The sequence below is a fragment of the Agrobacterium sp. 22-214-1 genome (assembly GCF_053522465.1).
Genome location: NZ_JBNWCK010000001.1, coordinates 324,623 through 349,606, shown reverse-complemented (window position 1 = coordinate 349,606; position 24,984 = coordinate 324,623). Strand labels below are relative to the sequence as shown.

Annotated in this window: 26 protein-coding genes and 1 tRNA gene; 15 read left to right on the top strand and 12 right to left on the bottom strand. The window is 59.9% G+C overall.

Annotated features, from left to right (window positions below; genetic code table 11):
- Positions 1-354: 354 nt before the first annotated feature.
- Positions 355-1,344, top strand: a complete 990-nt coding sequence (locus tag ACQZ5G_RS01820) for a carbon-nitrogen hydrolase family protein (protein WP_448736806.1) — start codon at positions 355-357, stop codon at positions 1,342-1,344.
- Between the two features lie 132 nt (positions 1,345-1,476).
- On the opposite strand, the gene tig is transcribed toward ACQZ5G_RS01820, so the two are convergent.
- On the bottom strand, positions 1,477-2,955 hold the full coding sequence (gene tig, locus ACQZ5G_RS01815) for a trigger factor (RefSeq protein WP_448736805.1): 1,479 nt from the start codon (positions 2,953-2,955) through the stop codon (positions 1,477-1,479).
- Positions 2,956-3,194: 239 nt separating this feature from the next.
- Positions 3,195-3,277 (bottom strand) — tRNA-Leu (locus ACQZ5G_RS01810).
- 664 nt (positions 3,278-3,941) lie between these two features.
- On the opposite strand from ACQZ5G_RS01810, the gene ACQZ5G_RS01805 reads away from it, so the two are divergent.
- From ACQZ5G_RS01805 to trmFO, 3 genes are all read left to right on the top strand, one after another.
- Complete coding sequence (locus ACQZ5G_RS01805) at positions 3,942-4,088, top strand: DUF1127 domain-containing protein (RefSeq protein ID WP_004433052.1); 147 nt, start codon at positions 3,942-3,944, stop codon at positions 4,086-4,088.
- 469 nt (positions 4,089-4,557) lie between these two features.
- Positions 4,558-4,701 carry a DUF1127 domain-containing protein gene (locus tag ACQZ5G_RS01800; RefSeq protein ID WP_003495735.1) on the top strand — a complete coding sequence of 48 codons (144 nt, stop codon included), beginning with the start codon at positions 4,558-4,560 and terminating at the stop codon, positions 4,699-4,701.
- A gap of 449 nt (positions 4,702-5,150) precedes the next feature.
- Positions 5,151-6,593: a methylenetetrahydrofolate--tRNA-(uracil(54)-C(5))-methyltransferase (FADH(2)-oxidizing) TrmFO gene (trmFO, locus tag ACQZ5G_RS01795; RefSeq protein WP_448736804.1), complete on the top strand. Its 1,443-nt coding sequence runs from the start codon at positions 5,151-5,153 to the stop codon at positions 6,591-6,593.
- A 6-nt stretch (positions 6,594-6,599) separates the two neighbouring features.
- Here the strand turns inward: trmFO and ACQZ5G_RS01790 are convergent, their stop codons facing one another.
- The 4 genes from ACQZ5G_RS01790 to ACQZ5G_RS01775 are packed head-to-tail and all read right to left on the bottom strand — an operon-like array spanning position 6,600 to position 9,153.
- Positions 6,600-7,217 (bottom strand): TadE/TadG family type IV pilus assembly protein, encoded by a 618-nt coding sequence (locus ACQZ5G_RS01790; RefSeq protein ID WP_448736803.1) that lies wholly within the window; start codon positions 7,215-7,217, stop codon positions 6,600-6,602.
- Positions 7,214-7,780 (bottom strand): TadE/TadG family type IV pilus assembly protein, encoded by a 567-nt coding sequence (locus ACQZ5G_RS01785; RefSeq protein ID WP_448737068.1) that lies wholly within the window; start codon positions 7,778-7,780, stop codon positions 7,214-7,216. The genes ACQZ5G_RS01790 and ACQZ5G_RS01785 overlap by 4 nt, the downstream gene beginning before the upstream one ends.
- A 1-nt stretch (position 7,781) precedes the next feature.
- Positions 7,782-8,981: a TadE/TadG family type IV pilus assembly protein gene (locus ACQZ5G_RS01780; RefSeq protein WP_448736802.1), complete on the bottom strand. Its 1,200-nt coding sequence runs from the start codon at positions 8,979-8,981 to the stop codon at positions 7,782-7,784.
- Positions 8,935-9,153 carry a hypothetical protein gene (locus ACQZ5G_RS01775; protein WP_448736801.1) on the bottom strand — a complete coding sequence of 73 codons (219 nt, stop codon included), beginning with the start codon at positions 9,151-9,153 and terminating at the stop codon, positions 8,935-8,937. Before ACQZ5G_RS01775 ends, ACQZ5G_RS01780 begins: the two co-directional genes overlap by 47 nt.
- Positions 9,154-9,424: 271 nt before the next feature.
- Here ACQZ5G_RS01775 and ACQZ5G_RS01770 point away from each other — a divergent pair, with 271 nt between their 5' ends.
- The 5 genes from ACQZ5G_RS01770 to ACQZ5G_RS01750 all read left to right on the top strand — a co-directional run bounded on the left by ACQZ5G_RS01770 (position 9,425) and on the right by ACQZ5G_RS01750 (position 14,739).
- A complete protein-coding gene (locus ACQZ5G_RS01770) occupies positions 9,425-10,552 on the top strand; it encodes an S-(hydroxymethyl)glutathione dehydrogenase/class III alcohol dehydrogenase (RefSeq protein WP_003525152.1) in 1,128 nt (375 codons plus the stop codon).
- A gap of 287 nt (positions 10,553-10,839) precedes the next feature.
- On the top strand, positions 10,840-11,580 hold the full coding sequence (locus ACQZ5G_RS01765) for a hypothetical protein (RefSeq protein WP_448736800.1): 741 nt from the start codon (positions 10,840-10,842) through the stop codon (positions 11,578-11,580).
- A 105-nt stretch (positions 11,581-11,685) separates the two neighbouring features.
- Positions 11,686-11,949, top strand: coding sequence for an acyl carrier protein (locus ACQZ5G_RS01760; protein ID WP_448736799.1), 264 nt, complete (start codon positions 11,686-11,688; stop codon positions 11,947-11,949).
- Positions 11,946-13,478, top strand: a complete 1,533-nt coding sequence (locus tag ACQZ5G_RS01755) for an AMP-binding protein (protein WP_448736798.1) — start codon at positions 11,946-11,948, stop codon at positions 13,476-13,478. Before ACQZ5G_RS01760 ends, ACQZ5G_RS01755 begins: the two co-directional genes overlap by 4 nt.
- Positions 13,462-14,739: a type III PLP-dependent enzyme gene (locus tag ACQZ5G_RS01750; RefSeq protein WP_448735039.1), complete on the top strand. Its 1,278-nt coding sequence runs from the start codon at positions 13,462-13,464 to the stop codon at positions 14,737-14,739. The genes ACQZ5G_RS01755 and ACQZ5G_RS01750 overlap by 17 nt, the downstream gene beginning before the upstream one ends.
- On the opposite strand, the gene ACQZ5G_RS01745 is transcribed toward ACQZ5G_RS01750, so the two are convergent.
- From ACQZ5G_RS01745 to coaD, 6 genes are all read right to left on the bottom strand, one after another.
- A complete protein-coding gene (locus tag ACQZ5G_RS01745) occupies positions 14,740-15,897 on the bottom strand; it encodes an aminodeoxychorismate synthase component I (protein WP_448736797.1) in 1,158 nt (385 codons plus the stop codon).
- Between the two features lie 171 nt (positions 15,898-16,068).
- Positions 16,069-17,199 (bottom strand): tRNA guanosine(34) transglycosylase Tgt, encoded by a 1,131-nt coding sequence (gene tgt, locus ACQZ5G_RS01740; RefSeq protein WP_003525145.1) that lies wholly within the window; start codon positions 17,197-17,199, stop codon positions 16,069-16,071.
- A complete protein-coding gene (gene queA, locus ACQZ5G_RS01735) occupies positions 17,199-18,281 on the bottom strand; it encodes a tRNA preQ1(34) S-adenosylmethionine ribosyltransferase-isomerase QueA (protein WP_448736796.1) in 1,083 nt (360 codons plus the stop codon). Before queA ends, tgt begins: the two co-directional genes overlap by 1 nt.
- Before the next feature lie 244 nt (positions 18,282-18,525).
- Entirely contained in the window at positions 18,526-19,035 is a 510-nt protein-coding gene (locus tag ACQZ5G_RS01730; RefSeq protein ID WP_003522752.1) for a peptidylprolyl isomerase, read from the bottom strand.
- Between the two features lie 36 nt (positions 19,036-19,071).
- Complete coding sequence (locus ACQZ5G_RS01725; RefSeq protein ID WP_400158001.1) at positions 19,072-19,641, bottom strand: peptidylprolyl isomerase; 570 nt, start codon at positions 19,639-19,641, stop codon at positions 19,072-19,074.
- Positions 19,642-19,670: 29 nt separating this feature from the next.
- Entirely contained in the window at positions 19,671-20,165 is a 495-nt protein-coding gene (coaD, locus tag ACQZ5G_RS01720; protein WP_059760169.1) for a pantetheine-phosphate adenylyltransferase, read from the bottom strand.
- 436 nt (positions 20,166-20,601) lie between these two features.
- Here coaD and ACQZ5G_RS01715 point away from each other — a divergent pair, with 436 nt between their 5' ends.
- From ACQZ5G_RS01715 to trpC, 6 genes are read left to right on the top strand one after another with little or no spacing between them, the layout of a single operon-like run.
- A complete protein-coding gene (locus ACQZ5G_RS01715) occupies positions 20,602-20,781 on the top strand; it encodes a hypothetical protein (RefSeq protein WP_003522749.1) in 180 nt (59 codons plus the stop codon).
- A gap of 40 nt (positions 20,782-20,821) precedes the next feature.
- Complete coding sequence (locus ACQZ5G_RS01710; protein ID WP_003522748.1) at positions 20,822-20,956, top strand: hypothetical protein; 135 nt, start codon at positions 20,822-20,824, stop codon at positions 20,954-20,956.
- A 32-nt stretch (positions 20,957-20,988) separates the two neighbouring features.
- The gene (locus ACQZ5G_RS01705; protein ID WP_448736795.1) at positions 20,989-21,213 is read left to right on the top strand and encodes a hypothetical protein; all 225 of its coding nucleotides are present in this window, start codon (positions 20,989-20,991) and stop codon (positions 21,211-21,213) included.
- Positions 21,214-21,226: 13 nt separating this feature from the next.
- A complete protein-coding gene (locus ACQZ5G_RS01700) occupies positions 21,227-23,119 on the top strand; it encodes a peptidyl-prolyl cis-trans isomerase (RefSeq protein WP_448736794.1) in 1,893 nt (630 codons plus the stop codon).
- Between the two features lie 16 nt (positions 23,120-23,135).
- Positions 23,136-24,155, top strand: a complete 1,020-nt coding sequence (trpD, locus tag ACQZ5G_RS01695) for an anthranilate phosphoribosyltransferase (RefSeq protein WP_080851826.1) — start codon at positions 23,136-23,138, stop codon at positions 24,153-24,155.
- Between the two features lie 10 nt (positions 24,156-24,165).
- The gene (gene trpC / locus ACQZ5G_RS01690) at positions 24,166-24,981 is read left to right on the top strand and encodes an indole-3-glycerol phosphate synthase TrpC (protein WP_269827610.1); all 816 of its coding nucleotides are present in this window, start codon (positions 24,166-24,168) and stop codon (positions 24,979-24,981) included.
- The last annotated feature ends 3 nt before the right edge of the window (positions 24,982-24,984 follow it).

The following is a 24,984-nucleotide window of genomic DNA, read 5'->3' as shown; positions in this document are numbered from 1 at the left end:
AAGGCCGCACGAGAGCGACACACAATGCCCGAACGACCGCATGCAGCGGCCGGGGCAAATCATGCTGCGCAGGGTGCCAGATGAACGGGAGATGAACAAGAGCAGATGCAGCAAAAAAACATGCTGCACTGCATTGTGATCGGGAAGCTTCCCATGAGCGGTGCGCCGACCGCTTGACGAATCGGCTTTTTCCAACGGATATTTGCCCCGCGTAGCCTGCGCCTAACCTCCACGACCTTCCCCAGCGGGGTCTTCAATGGAGGCAAAGGGACCATTGTCTCAGGCAATTGTCTTGGTCCGATCGTTTCGGGCGGGTTGCTGGGGAACTGCGTCCGGGACGTGAAAGGCCTGACAATGACGCAAAATAGCAATCTAAAACGGCGTGTAAGAGCGCGCGCAGCCAAAACCGGCGAATCCTATACAGCTGCTCTCCAGCATATTCGCAGAGTACCGGACGCTCCTTTGAGCAACTCAATACGAGTGGCGGTCGCGCAAACATCCTTGTTCAACGACCCTCGTGACGTCTCCGCCCTAAAAACCTGCGGACAGGAAATACGCCTTCTCATGGACGATGCCCATAAGGCTGGCGCTCGTCTCATACATTTCCCTGAAGGGGCGACGTGCTGGCCTCATAAACGGATCATGTCAGAGACTGGTCCGGGGCAAATCGGGCCATCCGACTGGACACGCTTTGAATGGGAAACTCTGCGCGAAGAACTGGAGGCGATCAGAAAACTGGCGCGCAAGCTGAAGCTTTGGACAGTTCTGGGTGCGGTCCATCGACTGACACCGCCGCACCGGCCATATAATAGCCTGTATGTCGTCTCCGATCGTGGGAAGCTCGTCACGCGCTACGACGAACGTTTGTTGTCGAACACCAAAATCTCGTTCATGTACTCGCCGGGAAATGTCCCGGTGACATTTGAAGTCGATGGCTTCCGTTTCGGTTGCGCGCTTGGCATGGAAGCGCACTATCCGGAAATATTCATGGAATATGAGAAGCTTAATGTCGATTGCATGCTGTTTTCGACCGCAGGCGAAGATGCTTCCAATGCCCCTGCGTTTGCCGCCGAGATATTGGGACATGCAGCGAGCAACACCTATTGGGGCAGCTATTCAACCCTTGCCGCCCAGAGCCCCGGCGCGCCTTCCGGAATCGCAGCACCGGATGGTCAATGGGTGGCGCAATGCCCGATGAACGGTTTACCAGCTATCGCGCTCGTAGATGTCATCATAGATCGCGAACATCCGGCGCGACCATGGCGCAGAAAAGCTCGCACCGATCTCTACACCCCTCATCAGGTGGATAACGATCCGAGAAGCGACGGCCGGAAGGAGTTCTAGCATAGCGGCCAGTGGCGATGATTATGCCGCTGGCCAACCGATTCAAGGCCGACCACATCGCACCCTGAATCAAACAAAAAGGCCGCAGCTTTCGCCACGGCCCCTTGTTCAATCAGCTTTCGCCGAAGAAGATTATTCGGCGTCGCCTTCAGCGGCCTTCTTCTTGGCCGGAGCCTTCTTCTTCGGAGCGGCTTCTTCGCCTTCAGCGGCGTCGTCAGCCTTGGCAGCGGCCTTTTTCTTGGCAGGCGCCTTCTTCTTGGTTTCCGTTGCTTCTTCGCCGTCGTCAGCCAGAAGCTCTTCCTTGGAAACGGTCTTGTCCGTTACCGAGATTTCGGAAAGCAGCTTGTCGATGACCTTTTCTTCGAAGATCGGAGCGCGCAGCGAAGCGGAAGCGCCGGGGGTGTTGCGGAAGAAATCGAGGATTTCCTTCTGCTGGCCCGGGAACTGCTGCAGCTGCTGGAACAGCGCGCGCTGCATTTCTTCTTCGGTCACTTCAACGCCGGCCTTTTCGCCGATTTCGGAGAGAACGAGGCCGAGACGGACGCGGCGTTCAGCAAGCTTGCGATATTCTTCGCGGGCTTCTTCTTCGGTCGTGTCTTCGTCAGCGAAGGTCTTGCCCGACTGTGCGAGATCGGTGTTGATCTGGCGCCAGATGTTGTCGAACTCGGCGTCGACGAGGCCGGCCGGCGTGTCGAACTTGTACATTTCGTCCAGCTGGTCGAGGATCTGACGCTTGACCTTCTGGCGGGTGATGTTGCCGTACTGGCTTTCGATCTGGCCCTTGACGATTTCCTTCAGCTTTTCAGCCGATTCGAGACCGAGCTTGGTGGCCAGTTCGTCGTTGATTTCAACGGCAGCAGCGGCAGCGACTTCCTTGACGGTGATCTCGAAGTTGGCTTCCTTGCCAGCGAGGTTCGCAGCCGGGTAATCGGCCGGGAAGGTCACGGTGATGGTCTTTTCATCGCCGGCCTTGACGCCGACCAGCTGGTCTTCGAAGCCGGGGATGAAGCGGCCCGAACCGAGAACCAGTTCGGCATCTTCGGCAGCGCCGCCGTCGAAGGCAACGCCGTCAACCTTGCCGAGATAGTTCATGGTGACGCGGTCGCCGTCAGCGGCCTTGCCCTTCTTGGTCTCGTAGGTGCGGGCGCTTTCAGCGATCTTGAGGATCTGCTCGTTGATTTCGTCTTCGGAGACTTCAACGACTTCGCGGGTAACCTTGATGCCGTCATTGGCCTTCAGTTCGATGGCCGGAATGATTTCGTAGGCAACGGTGAATTCGAAATCGGATTCGGCCGAAAGGATCTTTTCGGCTTCCTGCTCGTCTTCGGTCATGGAGATGGCCGGCTGCGTCGCAGACTTTTCGCCGCGGCTGGAGAGGATTTCGGTCGGCTTTTCACGAACCAGCTCGTTGACGAGGTCGGCCATGATGGACTTGCCGTACATCTTCTTCAGGTGGCCCATCGGCACCTTGCCGGGACGGAAACCGTTGATGCGAACCTTGTCCTTGGCGTCAACCAGGCGCTCGTCCAGACGGGCCTTCATGTCGGCGGCCGGAATAACGACCTTGAGTTCGCGCTTCAGCCCTTCAGCGAGCGTTTCGATAACCTGCATTTTCCTAACCTTCACATCATGGCGGCGGTGCTCAGACAGCCGTTGGTTTACTTTCGAGCACTGCGCTGGAAACATCGTTCCCCGGCCGTGGCTTCCCTTATTTCTTTACACAAGCGCCTGCCGGACACCATTTAGCCTGCACCGGAGAAAAGACCAAAGGGGAGAAATGAACCCCGAAGCTCCCCGCATCTTATAAAGATGCACTCTGGCGCAAGCGTGGCGCAGCCATGCCTTGCTTGTGGTGCGGGTAGAGAGACTCGAACTCCCACGCCGAAGCGTTGGTACCTAAAACCAATGCGTCTACCAATTCCGCCATACCCGCACGTTGGGCGGCGGTATGTCACAATGTTCAGAAAGGGTCAAGCACGCCTTATCGCCGCCTTTCGTTTCCTCCGGACTTTTCTCATCCCCCGCGCCGGTGGCAGGAGGCGGCCGCCCTCTCCACTTATTCGCCACCCGCGCCGGGGAACAGGGCGCAACAGCCGGACAGTGGCGATTTGGCGCGGAAAACGGCAAGCCGCACCGCATCCGCCTCTCATCGCCTTCCCGATCCACCTCGCCCGGCGCATCGCATGCAGGCAGGCGGAGAAAACAGGCAATATTTATGCGGCTACATTGACATTATATATAGCGCGCCCCGCAGCCCAGTTACCGGATTGCCGGCCCCCTGCTCCAGGCCAGCGATTGAGGGGCTTTCGCACCCCGCCCCGCCCCTTATCCGGTCATCCCTCACACCTTCGCACTGCCGAACCCCTGGAGATCACCAAAAGCACACAAATTGGTCACAAATTATGCATGAATCGCCGCAATCGGCCTGTTTTACCGGCTTGCATTGCAATACGCGCATAGGTGACATCTTGCTTTGTCTGTTTTTGTTTTGATTAAACCGATTATATTCATGGTCATACAGAGATCGAGTTCAGCCCCGGACCAAAGCCTCCCAAGACTGGCCGCAGAGACTGAACAGCACGAAGAGGAAGATGAAAATGAACATTGCACGCTCGCTCACCAACTGGCGCAAGTATCGTCAGACCGTAACCGAACTCGGCCGCATGACCGACCGCGAACTGAGTGACCTCGGCATTGGCCGTCAGGACATCCGCCGCGTCGCCAAGACCGCCGTCGGCTTCTGATTATACGCCCTGCCGCTTCTTGCGGCGGATGCGAGACGACCTACCCAAAAAGGCCTGAGGCTCCCGCCTCCGGCCTTTTTTCGTTTTGGGCGGTTCTCCGGGTCGAAGCGGCACTGCCACAGCCGCCCGCAGTGTCAGCCGATGAAAAATGCATCGATGGCCGACCATTTGCGCAGCGCCCGGATAGCGTCCGAGGCGCCTTTTTACACCGGAAAACGCCTTTAGCGCCGCCAAAGGCTGCCAAACCCGTCAAAATCGCCTGAAACACAGGCATTTCCGCTCATATTTTGCTCAGATGATATTCAAAGCCGCAAATTTAGCCGACATATTGCACAAATGCATGGCAGTAGCCTAAATTCTGCACTGCACAACATGGCTCAATGTCTATATATAAACCTCAACAGCCGAGAGCACAGAGAAACACTGAGCCGGCAGACGAAATCAACAGAGATAGATTGAGGAAACGACCATGAACCCCATCCGCATCGCAAAGAACTGGATCTCCTACCGCCGCACGATCAACGAACTTGGCAGCCTTTCCAACCAGGCTCTGAGCGACATCGGCCTGACCCGTTACGACATCCGTAACGTAGCAGCCCGTTCGTTCCGCTAAGGCGTAAACGATCGTCCCGCTGCCCGACCTCCAGGGCGCGACGATCGAGCGACAGGTAAAAAAGCGGCGCCTCTGGCGCCGTTTTTGATTCTCGGGTTTGACTGGAGGAACCAGCCTTCAGAAAGGCGCCCGGCACCGCGGTATATTTCTTCTCCCCGCCGGGGAGAAGGTGGCCCGAAGGGTCGGATGAGGGGGGCAACGCCAGCGATTGACCGCACCCTCGCCCCCTCATCCCGCTGCCGCGACCTTCTCCCCGGCGGGGAGAAGAAACAAGCGGCACGCGCCCGATCCACATCCCCTCCCTCACATTCCCCACCCTCAAAAACATTTGGCTGCCCCGGCCATGCATGCTAGTGCATCCGCAAACAATGCCGCGTCCTTCGGGACCCGCGCGGAACAATCACTCGAAAGACAGCCGCCGGACGGGAGCCTTTGCCCCGCGGCCGCCCATGGACGCCAGCATGCAAGACAAGACCACTTCTCCCATTCACGTCGTGGGCGGCGGACTGGCCGGTTCGGAAGCCGCGTGGCAGATCGCGCAACGCGGTGTGCCCGTCATCCTGCATGAAATGCGCGGCGTGCGCGGCACGGATGCGCATAAGGGCGATACGCTGGCGGAACTGGTCTGTTCCAACTCCTTCCGCTCCGACGATGCGACAGCCAATGCGGTCGGCGTCATCCACGCCGAAATGCGGCTTGCCGGTTCTCTCATCATGGCCTGCGCCGACAGGCACCAGGTGCCGGCCGGCGGCGCGCTCGCCGTTGACCGTGACGGGTTCTCCGAGGCTGTGACGAAAGAGCTGGAAAGTCACCCTCTGGTGACGATCATGCGCGAAGAGGTGAACGGCCTGCCGCCGAAGGAATGGGGCAACTCGATCATCGCCACCGGCCCGCTCACCTCGCCGGATCTCGCCGCCGCCATTCAGGCCGAGACGGGTGAGGATGCGCTCGCCTTCTTCGACGCTATCGCCCCCATCGTCCACCGCGACAGCATCAATATGGATATCTGCTGGTACCAGTCGCGTTACGACAAGGTCGGCCCCGGCGGCACGGGCAAGGATTACATCAACTGCCCGCTGAACGAGGAGCAGTACAACGCCTTCATCGACGCGCTGATTGCCGGTGACACGGTGGGTTTCAAGGAATGGGAAGGCACGCCCTATTTCGACGGCTGCCTGCCTATCGAGATCATGGCCGAGCGCGGCCGCGAAACGCTGCGCCACGGCCCGATGAAGCCGATGGGACTGACCAACGCCCATAACCCCACCGTCAAGGCCTATGCCGTCGTGCAGCTGCGACAGGACAATGCGCTCGGCACGCTCTACAACATGGTCGGTTTCCAGACCAAGCTGAAATACGGCGTTCAGGCGGATGTATTCCGCATGATACCGGGCCTCGAAAATGCGGAATTCGCGCGTCTCGGCGGCCTGCACCGCAACACCTATATCGATTCCCCGATCCTGCTCGACCGCTCGCTGAAGCTGAAATCCCGGCCGGACCTGCGTTTCGCCGGCCAGATCACCGGCTGCGAGGGTTATGTGGAAAGCGCCTCCGTCGGCCTTCTCGCCGGCCGCTTCGCCGCCGCCGAGCAAAAGGGCGAGACCCCGAGCCTGCCGCCGGCCACCACCGCGCTCGGCTCGCTGCTCAACCACATCACCGGCGGCCACCTGTCCTCCGATGATGAGCCGGGCAAACGCTCCTTCCAGCCGATGAACATCAATTTCGGCCTGTTCCCGGAACTGGCGCCGGGCTCCATCGTCAAGCCGGAAGGCGTGAAGCGTTTTCGCGGCAAAGACAAGACGATCATGAAACGCCAGCTCATTGCGGCGCGGGCGTTGCGGGATTGTGCGGCGTGGCTCGGCGAAGGCCAGACAGCGACAGAAGCGCAATGAGGCTGCTCAGTCTGGCTTGGGTATGGTTTTGGGTTTGGGCGTGCGCCTGAGGTTCCATTTTGCGAAATCCGATTTGCCGCTCTGGTATGGATATCGCTGGGAAAAGAACGGGTTGACAGCTGCAACATACTCGAATTTGAGCGTGATATCGGTAAGGACGGAGATCAGCGGCTTGTAGCTATATCGCCCGGAAACGACGATGATAGCTTCCTGGGCAACGAAACCGTTGGCAATCACGGTTTGCTCCCATGGCACATCTTCGGCCGAACCCATGAAATTATGGGCAGGAAATTGCAGCCGGGGTACCTTATCCACCAGTTTGACGCTTCTCAACGTCAGGTCAAGTTTACCCGTCTGGAGAATGCCGCTGCCGGAAAGGACGACGAAACTCGGAACCCCCGTGCGCACCCGTTCCTCGAATTCAGGAAACCTTGCCGCCCAGCGTGCCGAATTGTCGACGACCGTCATGAACCGGTCATAGCTAAGCCAGCCGCGCCCTACCTCAATGACCACGGCAAGCATAAGGACGAGCAGCGGCGCCAGGAGCCCCATTTCCACCGCCGCAGCGCCAGAACGACAACGGCCGAAACTGCCAAGACGAAAAAACCATCTCGTCTTTTTCATTCGGTCACCCGTACGGCAGTGATGGCCAGGGAAATGTTGCGCAACTGATGAATGCCACCCGTGTCCGGCACGAGGAGCCGCGTCGTCGGCATCAAAAAATTCCACTTGTAACCGACAGCCAGAATGTACTGCCCGGCGGTATCGGCGGGCGGGCGGAAACTGTTGACGATCGGTATGGGCACTTTGGCTTCGGCAATATCGTCGTCGGGAATCGGCAAAAGAGCAATCTTGAGAGTGGTCTCATCCGTCCCGCCAATGAAGCGAGAGGAAATTGCCTTGCGCAACGCAATCTCGGTTGCCGGTTTACCATCGGCCGCCGCCTTACGGAGATATTCGATACCCGCATTCGATGCGAACGAGAGATAAAGATAATAGAGCATCAGCAGGCCGATTTCGAGCGTGCCGAAAATCAGCGCAAAAAACAGCGGCAACAGCAGAGCCGTCTCAACCGCCGTTGCTGCCTTTCGGTCGCCGAGCAGCCGGGAGCATAAGCGATGCACGAACCGGTATCTCAGCCCGACGCCGCGGCTATGATCCTGGCGCGAAAGAAGGAAAGATTTCATCTCAGCCCTCTTCCATTCGATCCACATAAATCAGCTGGAAACCTGTGATGATGCCACCGAAGCTGTCGCTCAGGCCGGTTGCCTCGATCGTCACCCGATAGATCGAGTAGGCCTTGACCCTTAAAATGTGCTCCCTCGGTGTCCAGGCAATACTGTTTTTATCCTGGGTCAACTCCCACACCCGCTGCTGAGGTTTCAGGTCAGGAAGGAGCTGTTGGAGCGAGATCTTGATTCCGTTTGTTTTTTCCACGTCCTCGACGGCCCGGCGCCCATTGTACCAAACAAGAATCTTATATATTCCGGGATGAAGCTCGACATCCTTGTAGATCGAGCTATTGGCTTCGATATTTTTTTTCTTGCCGGGCTCAGGCGGCCCCCAGTCACTGTCGAGCTCCATGACATAACGGGTTGGCAATGAGAGCTCGGTGCCCGCCTTCTTGTCGATTTCGATCTTGTCGGTGGTCTTTGCCTTATCGACCTCCTTTAAAGTGCAGGCTTTGTCGTTGGCGGTAGGGGCCTCGTTGAGTTTCTTGCTCTGCATTCCCGCCGGATAGCCCTCCCAATTGTGGTTGCGGCGGCAGCAGGGGCTGCTCCAGTCCTGCAACTCGACGCCCGGGCCGGTCCCGCCATCCCATCCGATCTCCGAATAGGGATAGACACCCCAGCAACCGCCGGGAGTTTCCTTGGTAACGCCGTTTTTCAGAACCCGCTCGACGCCGAGAGCGTTGCTCTCGAACATATTGTCAATGATGACCGCATCGTCCTCGGGATAGGGTGGGATGCCCTCGCAAGAGTAGGCAAGGCGATATTTCAGCTTCTCGAGATTGAACATCTCCGAGAAAATCAGCCCGTAACTGAACTCGGCATTGATTTTTGTCTCAGTCCATTTCACTTGCACGTCGCGCGAGAGGACCTTCTGCTTGGTGGATTGAATCATCGCATCGAAGGCCGCGGTCACATTGTCGCGCCGGACAGTGTCAAGCAACGTGTAGGTGCGTGTCGGCTTGGTGGCTCTTTCGCATGCCATCGCCATGACCCGCTTTGACTGGTTGTAATAGGCCAGCGCCCTGCCGCCCTCAAAAAGCAGCCCCAGCAAAATGATGAAGACCGGCAGCAGCAGCGCGGTCATGATGGCGAAGGTGCCCGCGCGGTCCCTAAGGAGCGATGAGAACAGGCCCCTTTTCCATGCCGCTTTTTTCATCCGCCTGCTCGTCATCAAAACACCGTTTCATGTCGCTCATCGCCATGGGAAAGGCGCGCTGTGAAAAGCGACGGGCCTTGCTTTCTGCGACGCTAAAAAATGTCCGGCTCACGCCGGTCGCTCGAAAATTGTTCGTTGGTCGCCGGCGGCGCTGCTTTTCGAGCAACTTCACCTGACCACTGAAATACAGGGGTCAATTAACACGCAAACCGTAAATCAAAACTCAATCGGAACTAAAAAATATGAAGCAAATTCATATGCTTAATTTATTAATTAATAAATTAGCGAGTACCTATAAGAGCATATGACCGCTTGACGGCCGTGCGGGGTTTCAATTCACGGCCGCTTCCGAAAACACAAACTTGGGCTCGCCCCTTGTCCCTCCAGCCAAGCTCGGGCAAAACAGCCCTGTTCAATCACAAGACAATGCCAGGAGATAAGATATGGACGTTCGCGCCGCAGTTGCCATTCAGGCCGGAAAGCCGCTTGAGGTCATGACCGTTCAACTCGAAGGCCCGCGCGCCGGCGAAGTGCTGGTTGAGGTCAAGGCGACCGGCATCTGCCACACGGACGATTTCACCCTGTCGGGCGCCGATCCGGAGGGCCTGTTCCCGGCCATTCTCGGCCATGAGGGCGCGGGCGTCGTCGTCGATGTCGGACCCGGCGTCACCTCGGTCAAGAAGGGCGACCATGTCATTCCGCTCTACACGCCGGAATGCCGCGAATGCTATTCCTGCACCTCGCGCAAGACCAATCTGTGCACCTCCATCCGCGCCACACAGGGCCAGGGCGTGATGCCGGACGGTACCTCGCGCTTCTCCATCGGCAAGGACAAGATCCATCATTATATGGGCTGCTCGACCTTCTCGAACTATACGGTCCTGCCGGAGATCGCGCTCGCCAAGATCAATCCCGACGCGCCCTTCGACAAGGTCTGCTACATCGGCTGCGGCGTGACGACCGGCATCGGTGCGGTCATCAACACCGCCAAGGTCGAGATCGGCTCCACGGCGATCGTCTTCGGTCTCGGCGGCATCGGCCTCAACGTGCTGCAGGGTCTGCGCCTTGCCGGTGCGGACATGATCATCGGCGTGGATATCAATCCGGACCGCAAGGCCTGGGGCGAGAAGTTCGGCATGACCCACTTCGTCAACCCCAAGGAAGTCGGCGACGACATCGTGCCCTATCTCGTCAACATGACGAAGCGCAACGGCGACCTGATCGGCGGCGCCGATTACACATTCGATTGCACCGGCAATACCAAAGTCATGCGTCAGGCGCTGGAAGCCTCGCATCGCGGCTGGGGCAAGTCGGTCATCATCGGCGTTGCCGGCGCGGGCCAGGAAATCTCCACGCGCCCGTTCCAGCTCGTCACCGGCCGCAACTGGATGGGCACCGCCTTTGGCGGCGCACGCGGCCGCACGGATGTGCCGAAGATCGTCGACTGGTACATGGAAGGCAAGATCCAGATCGACCCGATGATCACCCACACCATGCCGCTCGAAGACATCAACAAGGGCTTCGACCTGATGCACAAGGGCGAAAGCATTCGCGGCGTCGTGGTTTATTGATTGAACAAGACGCAGGCGGACGCGCGTAACCGCGCGCGCCCGCCATTCATGCAAATGTGATCGCCTCCAACCCGCTGCAGCCATTGCGATTAACGGGACGGTAAATCTATCGTCGTAAGCCGATACTACGCGGCGGAGTTGAAAATCCCTCCCCGCCCAGAACGACGCCAGACCTGCGGAGAGCGACCCTGAAAATCGTACCGATCGACAACGGAAACCGCGTCGCCGCCGTCGCTCTCCTGGCGAAAGGCTTCCCGGAAAAAAGCGAGGCTTTCTGGTCGCGCGGTTTGTCGCTCGTCAGCGAACATCACGAGCGGCGCGAACTCGGCGCTATCGGGCAATTGCTGATGAAGGGCGACGATGCCGCAGGTGTGCTGCTGACGATCAAAAGCCGTCTGCCGGAGACCGGCAGGATCGTCGTCAACCTGTCGAGCTGGTATGTGGAGCCTTCCTGCCGCTGGTTCGCCCCGCGCATGTTGCAGATGGCATCCTCCAATGAGGACGAAATCTTCACCGATCTCACCCCCTCTCCCGAAGCCTGCAAGCTGAATGAGAGGCTGGGCTTTACGACGGTGACCGATTGCACGCTTTTTTATCCGCTGCCCTTTGCAGCGCTTCGCCCGGCAAGCGCACGGCTGCGGCCGCCAGGCGAGATAAAACCGGAAATACTCTCCGCCGAAACGCGCGACATGCTGGAAGACCATGCCCGTCTCGGATGCATCGTGGCGGTTATGGAGGCGGAGAACCGCCATTACCCGCTGGTCTTCCTGAAAACCACGACCAAAAGATTGCCATCCGCGCGCCTCATCCATTGCGAAGACCGGCAGGTCGCGCAAAGGCACATATCCGCGATTGCCCGCCACCTTCTTGGCCATGGCCGACTTGCGCTGACCATGGCGGCAATGGGCGCAGAGCGAAAGGCCGGCGGGCTTGCCGCACATAAATCTGCACCGATACAAGTAAAAGGCGCATGGAACCCACGATTTATTAACGAAGCATACTCAGAGTTGGTGTTATTGCCACCGTAGGTATTCTAGTGAGTCGTGCGCGACTTGACGGAATCTTGGCCTTTGCAGAAAAAGCGCCGTTCCGGGCAGGTCATTGGGAAAGACGCGGGAAATCGGAGAACGAGCATGCTTGCAGCGAAAAAGAGTGAAATCGACGTTGCCGATACCATCTCTTCCTATCTCTCCAACCGTTTTCCCGCCTATGCCCCCTTTTCCGCCGATACGCTGCTTCTCGAAGGCGGCGTAATCGATTCGCTCGGCTTTCTGGAGCTGATGATCTTCCTCGGTGAAAGTTTCGGCATCATTCTCGATGACGAACATTTCATGCCTGAAAATCTCGGCACGCCGGCCGATCTCATCGCCTTCGTCCTCAGGGAACGGAGGAGATGACACCCCATTTCCTGCTGCACCACCTGCTTACCACCGGGGCGGCGAGCGACGATCAGGCCCTCGTCCACAAGGACCGATCGCTGAATTATCGCGAATTTTCCGCAGCGGCGGCCCGTTGCGCGGCGGCATTGCAGGAAGCCGGAGCGCAACGCGGAGACCGCGTCGTCATCTATCTGCCGCGCGGCATCGAGGAATGCTGGTCGATCTTTGGCGTGAGCATGGCGTCCGGCGTCTTCGTGCCGGTGAACGCATTGCTGAAGGCGCAGCAGATCCGCCATATCGTCAGGGATTGCGGCGCAAAAATCGTCATCAGCGACGCCGCGATGATGGAAGAGCTGAAAGCGGCACTGGAAGACCTTCCCGAGGTCAAAATCCTGCTGGCGGAAGAGATAGAGGCCCGCGCCGACACACCCGCCCGGCCTTCAGCGGCAATAGGGGAAGACCTGGCTGCCATTCTTTATACCTCCGGCTCCACCGGCTCGCCGAAGGGCGTGATGCTGTCGCACCGCAATCTTCTGGCCGGCGCGCGCATCGTGCGCACCTATCTGAACATCACCGGCAGGGACCGCATTCTTTCCCTCCTGCCCTTCAGCTTCGATTATGGCCTGAACCAGTTGCTGACGGCGGTGGAACAGGGCGCGGCCACTGTTATCTCCACCTTCCGGCTGGGCGATGAGATCGTCCGCGATCTGCGCGACCATGCCATCACGGGTCTCGCCGGTGTGCCGACGATCTGGGCGATCCTGACGAAGGCGGCCCCGTCGCTCACAAAGACGCCTCTGCCGCATCTGCGCTACATCACCAATTCCGGCGGACGCGTGCCGCAGGAAACCGTAAAAGCGCTGCGCGAGAAGCTGCCAGATACGAAAATTTACCTGATGTATGGCCTCACGGAAGCCTTCCGCTCCACCTTCCTGCCGCCTGAAGAAATCGACCGCCGCCCAACCTCCATCGGCAAGGCCATTCCCGAATGCGAAATCTTCATCGTCACCGCCGAGGGACAGAGGGCGAAGCCGGGTGAGCCCGGCATTCTCGTGCATCGCGGCCCGACCGTCTCGCTGGGTTACTGGAACCGGCCCGAGGATACGGCAAAGGTGCTGCGCCCTCACCCCTTCATTCCGGCGGCGATGGGCGGCGAGACCGTGTGTTATTCCGGCGATCTGGCGGTGGAGGACGAGGATGGTTTCTTCAGTTTCGTCGCCCGCAACGATGCGATGATCAAATCGTCGGGCTATCGCATCAGCCCGACCGAGGTAGAGGAAAGCCTGATGTCGACAGGCCTTTTCCAGCAGGTCGCCGTCATCGGCCTGCCCGACCCCTTCGCGGGTGAAAAGGTCCATGCCGTGGCGACTGCCGCCAACCAGAATATCGATGTGACGGCGGCGCTGAAGAAGGCGGCCGAAATGCTCGCCCCCTTCATGATCCCGCGCGCCATCGAACTGGTCGAACGGCTGCCGGTCACGGCCAATGGCAAGGTGGATTACCGCGCGCTGGTGCGCGAACGGACGGACAATGGCGCCAACGGATAAACCCCAGAGCCACGGCCCGGCTTTTGCAGCCGGGTTGTTCGACATAGGCGAGAACGATCTGATGATCGGCGGACTTCCCGTGCGCGAGATTGTCGCCGGGACTGGAACGCCTTGCTTCCTCTATGACGCCGCCGCCATGCGCCGCGCCTATCGCGATCTCGAAACCGCGCTCGGCGGTTTTGCCGATATCTATTATTCGGTGAAGGCGAACCCCCTGCCCGCCATCATCTCGCTTTTCCGGCAGGAAGGTGCGGGTGCGGAAATCGCGTCCGTCGGTGAATACCGCGCCGCGATCAAGGCCGGTGTCGCAGCGCAAAACATCATCTTCGCTGGCCCCGGAAAAGGCATGGCCGAGTTGCGCGAAGTGATCGAGGGCGGCATCGGCGAAATCCACATCGAAAGCGCCGAGGAAATCACCCGCATCGAGGCGATCGGCAAGCCGGTCAAAGCCTCGATCCGCATCAATCCGGTGCCGGATGCACAGGCCGGCGCGATGCGCATGGGCGGCAAGGCCACCGCCTTCGGTTTCGATGAGGAAGAGCTGGAAAATGTCCTGCCGCTCTTCAAGGACGCCCGATATATCGATCTCGTCGGCGTCCATATTTACGGCGGCACGCAGATCCTCGATGCCGACATGCTTGTCTCCCAATGGAGACACGGCATTTCCCTTGCCGCGCGCATGGCCGAAATGCTCGGCAAGCCGCTCGAAACCATCGATCTCGGCGGCGGTCTCGGCATCCCCTATTTCGCGGGCGAAACGCCGCTCGATCTTGAAAAAGTCAGCGCCGCCATTGCCGACCTCAAGGCGCTTCTGAAGGCGCATCCGCTGATAACCGACGCCCATGTCATCGTCGAACCCGGCCGTTTCCTCGCCGGTCCCGGCGGCGTCTATGTGGCGGAGGTGAATTCGGTAAAGACCTCGCGCGGCACTACCTTCATGGTGATGGATGGCGGCATGCACCATCACCTGGCCGCCTCCGGCAATCTCGGCCAGATCGTCAAGCGCAACTATCCCATCGTCGCACCCGCCATGATGCTGGCGGAGCATGAAGAAACGGCAACCATCGTCGGCCCGCTCTGTACGCCGCTCGATACGCTTGCCCGTAATGCGGCGCTGCCGAAGCTCAAGGCCGGTGATCTCCTCGCCATCCTGCAATCGGGCGCCTATGGCGCCAGCGCCAGCCCAGCGGGTTTTCTGAGCCATGCGGCGGCGAAGGAAGTGCTGGTGGAGAATGGGGTGTTTGAGGTGATCGGGCGATAATCACCCCCGAAGCAACCTGTCCCCCACCGCGAATTTCGATTTCAGCAGACACTCGTCATATTCCGCCTCGGCAACGGAATCGAACACGATACCGCCGCCGACATTGAAGACGGCGCGGCCGTCGTCAAACAGGCTGAGCGTGCGGATCGCCACGGAGAACCGCATCTCACCATTTGGGGACATGAAGCCGATTGCGCCGCAATAGGCGTCGCGCGGCGTCGCTTCCAGCTCGCGCAGGATTTTCATCGCCCACATTTTCGGCGCGCCGGTAACGGAGCCGCAGGGAAACAGGGCGGCGAAGACATCTCCCACCGTCACGTCAGGCAGAAGTTTCGCCCGCACATGGCTCACCATCTGGTGCACGGTCGGATAGGTCTCGATATCGAACAGCCGCGGCACATCAAGGCTGCCGACTTCGGTAATGCGGGAAATATCGTTGCGCAGCAGATCGACGATCATGCGGTTTTCGGCGAGCGTCTTTTCGTCCGCCAGCATTGCCGCGACAATCGCCCGGTCTTCTTCCGCATCGGCCCCGCGCGGCGTCGTTCCCTTCATCGGATGGGTTTCGATGAAACCTTCCCCGTCGACCGAGAAGAACAGTTCCGGTGAGCGCGACAGGATGACCGGGCCGCCGAGATCGACAAGCGCGCCATATTTCACTGGCTGCCGTTCGATCAGCGACCAGAAGGCCGTCAGCGGATCGCCGCTCCAGCGGGCATGGACCGGCATGGTCAGATTGCCCTGGTAACAGTCGCCGCGACGCAGATGGTCGTGCAGCCGCGCGAAACGCTGGCAATAGTCTTGAAGGCTCCATGCGGGCACGGGATCGGACAGAAACGCATCCGCATCCGGCAGATTTGCCGGGCGCGCGAACGGTCCCTCATCCGGCTGCGGGCCGGAAAAGACGCCGAAATTGAGAAACGGCACGTTGCGAGGCTCGTCCGCGAAAGGCGCAAGCTTCGGCTCGAACAGGAAACCCGCTTCGTAGGACATATAGCCGGCGAGGTATTTCCCGGCCCGGCGCAAAGCTTCCATGCGCTTGAGCGCAGCAAAAAACGACGCCGGCTCGTCCGCGACGATGATCTCTTCCGGCTCGGTGAAGGCTGTCACCGTGCCGGTCGTATCATCCCGGAAAAGAACATAAGGCGCGTGTGCCAAGGAAAAATCCGTAGAAGGAAGGTTTGGGGTGTTCAAAGCGGCGGATAGAAACCTCGCCTCCGTCATCCTCGGGCTTGTCCCGAGGATCTGCCGCTCGTTGATTTGTGCTACATTGGTAGATCCTCGGGACAAGCCCGAGGATGACGTCGAGTGTGGGGGAAGCTCTGCAACCTAAACCGGGTCTATATCGCCCCGCGCCCACATTTCGATGGTTTCCGCATAAAAATCGGCGAAACGGCCTTCCTCGATAGACTTGCGGATACCCTGCATCAGCTCCTGATAATAGGCAAGATTGTGCCAGGAGAGCAGCATGCCGCCCAGCGCCTCGTTGGCGCGGGTGAGATGGTGCAGATAGGCGCGGGAATAATCGCGCGAGGCCGGGCAGTTGGACTGCTCGTCGAGCGGGCGCATATCCTCGGCATGGCGGGCATTGCGGATATTGACCTTGCCGCGACGGGTAAAGGCAAGCCCGTGGCGGCCGGAGCGGGTCGGCATCACGCAGTCGAACATGTCGATACCGCGCGCCACCGATTTCAGGATATCATCGGGCGTGCCGACGCCCATCAGGTAACGCGGTTTTTCGGTGGGCAGCACCGGCAGGGTGATATCGAGCATGCCGAGCATCACATCCTGCGGCTCTCCGACGGCAAGGCCGCCGACCGCATAACCCTTGAGATCGAGCTGCTTCAGTCCCTCTGCGGAACGGATGCGCAGATCCGGCTGGTCGCCGCCCTGCACGATGCCGAACATGGCCTTGCCGGGTTGCTCGCCAAAGGCGACGCGGCAGCGCTCGGCCCAGCGCAGCGACATTTCCATGGCGCGCTCGATTTCCTTGCGCTCGGCCGGCAGCGCGATGCATTCATCGAGCTGCATCTGGATATCGGAATCGAGCATGCCCTGAATTTCAATCGACCGTTCCGGCGACATGTGATGCAGCGAACCATCCACATGGCTCTTGAAGGTCACGCCCTGCTCGTCAAGCTTGCGCAGGCCGGAAAGCGACATCACCTGAAAACCGCCGCTATCGGTGAGGATCGGATGCGGCCAGCGGATCAGCTCATGCAGACCGCCAAGGCGGGCAACACGCTCAGGACCCGGCCGCAGCATCAGGTGATAGGTATTGCCGAGAATGATATCGGCCCCAAGCTCCCGCACCTGATCGAGATACATGGCCTTGACGGTGCCGACCGTGCCGACCGGCATGAAGGCGGGCGTGCGGATGACACCGCGCGGCATGGCGACTTCGCCGAGGCGTGCGCCGCCGCTCGTGGCTTTCAGGGTGAAGGTGAATTTGTCGTGCATCAGTTTTTCCGGAACAACAGGCTGGAATCGCCATAAGAATAGAAGCGGTATCCGGTTTCGATGGCGTGCCTGTAAGCGTCACGCATCGTTTCGAGACCGCAGAAAGCCGAAACGAGCATGAACAGCGTCGATTTCGGCAGGTGGAAATTCGTCATCAGAATATCGACCGCACGGAAGCGGTATCCCGGCGTGATGAAAATGCCGGTGGCGTCGGACCATGGGTGGATAACGCCATTCTCATCGGCCGCACTTTCGATCAGGCGCAGCGATGTCGTGCCCACGCAAACGATCCGTCCGCCGCGCGCCTTGACGGCATTCAGCCGGTCGGCGGTTTCCTGCGACACATGGCCGATCTCGAAATGCATCTTGTGATCGTCGGTATCGTCGGACTTAACCGGAAGGAAGGTGCCTGCCCCAACGTGAAGCGTCACGAAATTCCGCTCGATGCCCGCCTTGTCCAGCGCGGCAAACAGATCGGGCGTGAAATGCAGCCCGGCGGTGGGGGCGGCAACGGCTCCCTTTTCGCGGGCGTAGATGGTCTGGTAATCGGTCTGGTCCTGCGCATCTTCCGGGCGCTTGGCGGCGATATAGGGCGGCAGGGGAATATGGCCGACGGAGGTAATCGCCTCGTCCAGTACCGGGCCGGAGACGTCGAACAGCAGCGTGATCTCGCCCTCCTCGCCCTTCTCCTCGACGGTGGCTTCCAGATGGGCAAGGCCGCAGGCATTGTCGCGCTCGTAACCGAAACGGATGCGGTCGCCCTGCTTGATGCGCTTGCCGGGACGCGCGAAGGCTTTCCAGCGGGATTGATCGGTACGCATGTGCAGCGTGGCCGAAATCGCCGTCTCCGGCGCGCCTTCGCGCAGCCTGACACCTTCAAGCTGGGCGGGAATGACGCGGGTGTCGTTGAACACCAGCGCATCGCCAGGCCTCAGGAAGGACGGCAGGTCGAAGACGCGATGGTCTTCCATGCGGTTCTCATTCGGATCGACCACCAGCAGGCGCGCGCTGTCGCGCGGGTTCGCCGGGCGCAGGGCGATATTCTCCTCGGGCAGATCGAAATCGAACAGGTCTACACGCATTGCAAGGGCTCTCGAAAATATCAAAACCCGCCCTCAATGGGGCGGGTGGTGGGTAGTGACAAGGCTTCGTCTAACGAGACGTCATCCTCGGGCTTGTCCCGAGGATCTAACCACGTTGCCGTCGGGGATCGTTAGATCCTCGGGACAAGCCCGAGGATGACGGCTGAGAGGTTGGCACCCTTGTCATCAATGTGAAACGCCCCGCAGTTTCCTGCGGAGCGGGTAAACACTTTATACGCTATCCTCAGGCCGCAGAAGCGAGCTTGATGGAAACGATCGAATCGGGGTCCTTCACCGGCTCGCCGCGCTTGACCTTGTCGATGGCTTCCATGCCTTCGATGACCTGGCCCCAGACGGTGTACTGCTTGTTGAGCCACGGAGAATCCGTGAAGCAGATGAAGAACTGCGAGTTGGCGGAGTTCGGGTTCTGCGAACGGGCCATGGAGCAGGTGCCGCGCACGTGCGGAATGGCGGAGAATTCGGCCTTCAGGTCCGGCTTGTCGGAGCCGCCCATGCCGGCGCGGGCCGGGTTGAAGCTTTCCGCACCCTTCTTGCCGAACTTCACGTCGCCCGTCTGGGCCATGAAGTCTTCGATGACGCGGTGGAAAACGACGCCGTCATAAGCGCCTTCCGATACGAGTTCCTTGATGCGGGCGACGTGGCTAGGGGCAACTTCCGGCAGCAGCTGGATCACGACCTTGCCGGTCGTCGTTTCCATGATGATGGTGTTTTCCGGATCCTTGATCTCGGCCATGGTTATTCTCCTCTGTTCGGGCTCTATTGCCCTACCTTACTTCTTGCCGACGGTGACCTTGATCATCCGGTCGGGGTTGGAAACTTCGCCATTGCCGCCGGCGCCGCGCTTGATCTTGTCCACGGCTTCCATGCCGGACACGACCTTGCCGACCACGGTATACTGGCCGTTCAGGAACGGACCGTCGGCAAACATGATGAAGAACTGCGAATTGGCGGAATTCGGATCCTGCGAGCGGGCCATGCCGACCACGCCGCGCGTGAAGGGAACCTTGGAGAATTCGGCCGGAATATCCGGCAGGTCGGAACCGCCCGTACCCGCACGCTGGGCGTTGAAGCTCTTTTCCATGTTGCCATACTGCACGTCGCCGGTCTGCGCCATGAAACCGTCGATGACGCGGTGGAAGGCGACATTGTCATAAGCGCCCTTCTTGGCCAGCGCCTCGATCTGCGCCACGTGCTTGGGCGCGACTTCCGGCATCAGCTCGATGACGACGGGGCCGTCCTTCAGCTGCACGGTCAGGAGTTCGGCGGCGGAAGCGAAGGTGCTGGCGGCAAGCGCGCCTGCAAACATGGCGCCGGCAAAGGCAAATCGAACGAGTTTCATCGGATTGGCTCCAGAATGTGGGGCTGAAGTCAGCGCTTCAGCTTGGCGTTGAGGGCTTCAAGCACGGCTTTCGGCACGAAGGCGTCGACATTGCCGCCCATGGCGGCGATCTGCCGGACCAATGTGGCTGTAATGGGTCGCGACGAGGTGCCGGCGGGCAGGAATACGGTCTGGATATCGGGCGCCATCTGGCGGTTCATCCCGGCCATCTGCATTTCATAATCGAGATCGGTGCCGTCGCGCAGGCCGCGCAGCAGAAGGCGCGCGCCGTGCTGACGGGCCGCATCGACGACCAGATTATCGAAGGAGACGACTTCCATGCGCGCCGCTTCGCCCGGCAGATGTTCGGCAAGCGCCCGCTTTATCAGCCCTGCCCGCTCCTCGAAGCTGAACAGCGGCGCTTTTCCGGGATGAATGCCGACCGCAACGATGACTTTCGACGCCACGTTCAGCGCCTGAATAAGCACATCCAGATGTCCGTTGGTCATCGGATCGAAGGATCCTGGATAAAAGGCAATCGTCATATCGCTCTCAGGTGGTGGGCGCGTCTCGACGCTTCAGCATATGTGCCGCCTTTTGTCATGGAGAGGCACGCGGCGCAAGACTTTATAACCACCCCTCACAAGCGCGGCTGCGGCGTGAACCGCGGATGAATGGGCCGTTCAGTGCGGTTTCACAGCTATTTTGTCTAAATGCACGGCATCGGGAAACCGAAACGCCCCTCACTCGTTAAGCATCCGGAGAATTGAAAATGCTGGCCTTCATGATCGTCCTTTCGATCATCGCTTCATTCGCAGCCGAGTATCTTTTTCTCGAATGACGACATCAGCCAGTTTCCTGAACGCCAGATGAACGAGCCATTCAAGGAAGTTTCACAGGCGCGATGCTAATCGATTTTTACGGTTGACGCGGAACATGTTTGGACATGGCGCGTTAAGAAAGAACCAAAGGAACGGACAGATGTTTATAAGAGAAAAACAGTCTACTTCGGCGAAAATCAGCGTCATCAGCACAGCCTGGACAGTACTGGTTATCGCGATGGTAGCAACGACGTTTAGCCTTTATGAACAGAAGCCTGAAAAGCTGGGACCGGACTATCCGCAGCTGACCGCCCGTTATCAGTATATGAATTACTACTGATAACGGAGAGAATTTTTTCGAAACTCCCGGAGACGATATCATGTTCACATTTCTGACAATGCTTCTTGCCCTGATCAGCGTTATGTTCGTGACATCGATGGTCTCCGTGGTCGCCGAAATGCGACGTGAAGACGAGGAATTCAAGGCGATGATCCGGCGCGACCGCGCCTTCTGAGCGCGACGGGCCGGGCAGACGGCCGCTTAAAAGTGATTCTTTTCAACCGCCTGGACCTTCCGGGCGGTTTTATTTTGCGCCTCGCAGGGGGCAACGCGGCGAAGACGATGGCGGAAAATCCCACCTCCAATCACACAAGCGTTTTCAAAACCCCGTTTTTCCAAGGCAAATTCCCTTCAATTTCCGTTTGGATTGATTTAAGGAACGCCGATACGTTGCGGGCCGGACAGCCGGCGACCGCGATGACGTTCCTGTGAGGTTTGCATAACGATGCTCGATTCCCTGAGAAATGCTTCTCGAACCATGGCAGCCAAGCTGCTGCTTCTCCTGCTTGTTGTCTCTTTTGGCATCTGGGGCGTTTCCGCATCGCTTGTCACCGCCAATTCCCACGCTGTCATGACGGTGGGCGACCAGACGGTCAGCCCCGAGGAATTCCGCCTCGCCTATCAGCGCCAGATTTCCGATCTCAGCCGCCAGTTCGGCACAAGGCTGACGACCGAGCAGGCCAAGGCCTTCGGCATCGACCGTCAGGTCTTCAGCCAGCTTGCGGCCGGTGCAGCGCTTGACGAGCTGGCCTCCAGAATGAATCTCGGCCTTTCGGAAAACCGCCTCGCCAACCTCATTGCCGAAGACCCGGCCTTCAAGGCGGTCAACGGCCAGTTCGACCGCAATCTCTTCAGCGAGCGCCTGCGCAATTCCGGTTTCCGCGAGGATGACTATATCAAGGAACGCAGCAAGGTCGCCGTCCGCAGTCAGATCGTCGAAGCCGTCTCGGATGGTTTTGCCGCACCGCAGGTGCTGGTGGATGCGCTGAAGCAATATCGCAACGAGCAGCGCGCCGTCGATTACGTCATTCTTTCGAACGCCGTCATTCCGCCGGTCAAGGCGCCGGGCGACGACGTGCTTGCTCCCTGGTTCGAAACCAACAAGACGAAATATCGCGCGCCCGAGTTCCGCAAGTTTACCTATGTGAAGCTTGAGCCGTCCGATATCGCCGATCAGGCCGCCGTCACCGACGCCCAGATCGCCGATTATTATAACAGCCACAAGGACAGCTTCCGCACCGCCGGCCGCCGCACGGTGGAGCAACTGACCTTCCCTGAAAAGGAAATGGCAGAGGCCGCCGCCGAGCAGATCCGCCTCGGCAACACCACCTATGACCAGGTGGTGAAGGATCAGGGCAAGACCGCTTCCGACGTGACCCTCGGCGAATTCACCAGGGATACCATCCCCGACCAGTCGATTGCCGACGCGGCTTTCGCCATCCAGAAGGATGGCGGTGTATCGCCGGTGGTCCAGGGTTCCTTCGGCCCGGTTCTCCTGCGCGTCACCGGCATCAAGCCGGAAACGACCCGCACGCTGGAAGAGGCGAAGGAAGATATCCGCAAGGACCTCGCCACCGCCGCCGCTGCGGAAGAAATCACCAATGTTCACGACCGTTACGAGGATCTGCGCGCCGGCGGTTCTTCGCTCGCCGATGCCGCAACGCAGCTGAACCTGAAACCCGTCACCATCGCCGCCATCGACGCTTCCGGCCTCGATGAAAAGGGCGATTCGGTCCAGGGCCTGCCCTCCCCGCAGCTCGCGCAGGAGGTCTTCAAGACCGAACCCGGCACGGAAGCGCTGCCGATCAATCTCGGCCGTGAAGGCTACATCTGGTTCGATGTCGACCAGATCATCGCCGCCCGCGACCGCACGCTTGCCGAAGTCCGCGACGATGTCGTGGCCGACTGGACGGCGGAGCAGCAGCGCAACGCGCTTGCCGCCAAGGCCGAGGAACTGAAGGCGCGCGTCGAAAAGGGCGACACGCTGGAAGCCGTGGCCGGTGAGCTGAGCCTTGCCGTCGAACAGAAGTCCGGCCTGCGCCGCAACAGCGAAGACGCTATTTTCGGCCAGCAGACCATCGCGGCGGTCTTCTCCGGCGCGGAGGGCAAGGTGGGCACGGCGGCCGATGCCGACGGTTCCAGCCGCATCCTCTTCAAGGTCACCTCGGTCGACACCAATGCGCCTGCCGACGCGCTCGCCAATGACGACCAGCAGTTCGCCGCCATTGCCCGCGCGGCAGGCGACGACATGCTGGACCAGATGGTCAACCGCCTGCAGAATGACTATGGTGTCACCATCAATCAGGCCCTCGCCGATCAGGCGATGGTCGGCTTCTAACCCGGGGGGCGACAAGATGGCCGAACTGAAGCCGCTGATCGCCAAGGTCGCAAATGGAGAAAGCCTGAACCGCGAGGAATCGCGGGCGGCTTTCGACATTCTGATGTCGGGCGAAGCCACGCCGTCGCAGATCGGCGGTTTCCTGATGGCGCTGCGCGTGCGCGGCGAGACGGTGGACGAAATCGTCGGCGCCGTCTCCTCCATGCGTTCCCGCATGCTGCCGGTTTCGGCCCCCGCCAATGCCATCGATATCGTCGGCACCGGCGGTGACGGCATCGGCACCTATAATATCTCGACGCTCGCCTCGATCATCGTCGCCGGCACCGGCCTGCCGGTCGCCAAGCACGGCAACCGGGCGCTGAGCTCCAAATCCGGCACGGCGGATGCGCTCTCCGCGCTCGGCGTAAAGCTCGATATCGGTCCTGAACTCATCGCCCGCTGCATCAGCGAGGCGGGTCTCGGTTTCATGTTCGCCCAGCTGCACCATTCGGCCATGCGGCATGTCGGCCCAAGCCGCGTCGAACTCGGCACGCGCACCATCTTCAACCTGCTCGGCCCCCTCTCCAACCCGGCCGGCGCCAAACGGCAATTGCTCGGCGTCTTTTCGCCGCGCTGGCTGGTGCCTCTTGCGGAAGTGCTGCGCGATCTGGGTTCGGAAAGCATCTGGGTCGTGCATGGCGACGGCATGGACGAGGTGACGACCACGGGCGTTACCCATGTGGCGGCACTGGAAAATGGCAAGATCCGCACCTTCGACCTGACGCCGAAGGATTTCGGGGTCGAGCCCGCTTCCATGGAAGATCTGAAGGGCGGCGACGGGATTGCCAATGCGGCGGCGCTGCGCGAGGTTCTGTCCGGCAAGCGCAACGCCTATCGCGACGTGTCGCTGTGCAACGCGGCCGCAGCGCTGGTTATCGCCGGCAGGGCGGAAACACTGTCTCAGGCGATGGCGATCGTCAGCGAGGCGCTGGATAGCGGCAAGGCCGCAGCCGCGCTCGACCGTCTGGTTGCCGTGTCCAACGAGGATCAGGAATGAGAGCGAGATCATGAGCGACATTCTGAAAAAGATCGAAATTTACAAGCGCGAGGAAATCGCCGCCGCCAAGGCGAAGGTTTCGCTGGCCGATCTGAAGGCCATGGCCGCAGGCCAGAGCGCGCCGCGCGGTTTCTACAGGGCGCTCCGGGCAAAGCAGGCCGAAGGCAAGTTCGGCCTGATCGCCGAAATCAAGAAGGCCAGCCCCTCCAAGGGCCTCATCCGTCCGGATTTCGATCCGCCGGCGCTGGCCGCCGCCTATGAAGCCGGTGGCGCCGCCTGTCTTTCGGTGCTGACGGATAGCCCAAGCTTTCAGGGCGCCCCGGAATTCCTGACCGCCGCCCGAAATGCCTGCGCCCTGCCGGCGCTGCGCAAGGATTTCATGTTCGAAACCTATCAGGTGCATGAGGCGCGCGCCTGGGGCGCGGACTGCATTCTCCTCATCATGGCCTCGCTGTCCGACGACGAGGCGAAACGCCTTGAAGACGAGGCTTTCGCGCTCGGCATGGATGTGCTGGTGGAAGTGCACGATGAGGAAGAAACGGAACGGGCGCTGAAGCTCGCCTCGCCGCTTCTCGGTATCAACAACCGCAACCTGCGCACCTTCGAAGTCAGCCTCGAAACCAGCGAGAAGCTCGCAGGCCTCGTGCCGGCGGAAAAGCTGCTGGTCGGCGAAAGCGGCATCTTCACCTTCGAGGATTGTAAGCGTCTCGAAAAAAGCGGTATCGGCACCTTCCTCGTCGGCGAAAGCCTGATGCGCAAGGACGATGTGACGGCGGCGACCAAAGCGCTGCTGACCGGCCAATCCGGCATTCTGGCAGCGGAATAATGC